Annotated in this window: 1 protein-coding gene; it reads left to right on the top strand. The window is 46.1% G+C overall.

The window, feature by feature from the left end:
* The coding region (locus ACTHS3_RS17185) for an RNB domain-containing ribonuclease (protein ID WP_440368664.1) at positions 1 to 388 on the top strand (388 nt) is incomplete at both ends.

The following is a 388-nucleotide window of genomic DNA, read 5'->3' as shown; positions in this document are numbered from 1 at the left end:
GATTGGATTTCAGACGGCCAGGATCATCCGTTTAAGCAGCAAATCGATACTCTGTATAAGTTATTTAAAATCTTGCAGAAAAAACGTTTTGAGCGTGGCGCGGTTGAGTTTGAGAGCGTTGAAACCCAGATGATTTTTGACGACAACGGTAAAATCGACAAGATCGTTCCCGTTGTCCGCAATGATGCACACAAATTGATTGAAGAATGTATGTTGGCGGCGAATGTTTGCGCGGCAGAATTTTTGCTGAAGAACAAACATACGGCTTTATTCCGCAATCACTTGGGTCCGACTCCCGAAAAATTGGCTACTTTACGCGAGCAGCTTGGTTTGCAGGGGCTGAATTTGGGTGGCGGCGATAATCCGACGCCGAAAGACTATGCTGCGC

The organism is Neisseria sp. P0009.S007, from assembly GCF_051962515.1.
Note: the sequence above shows the minus strand (reverse complement) of the source record. Positions and strands in the feature narration are given on the sequence as shown.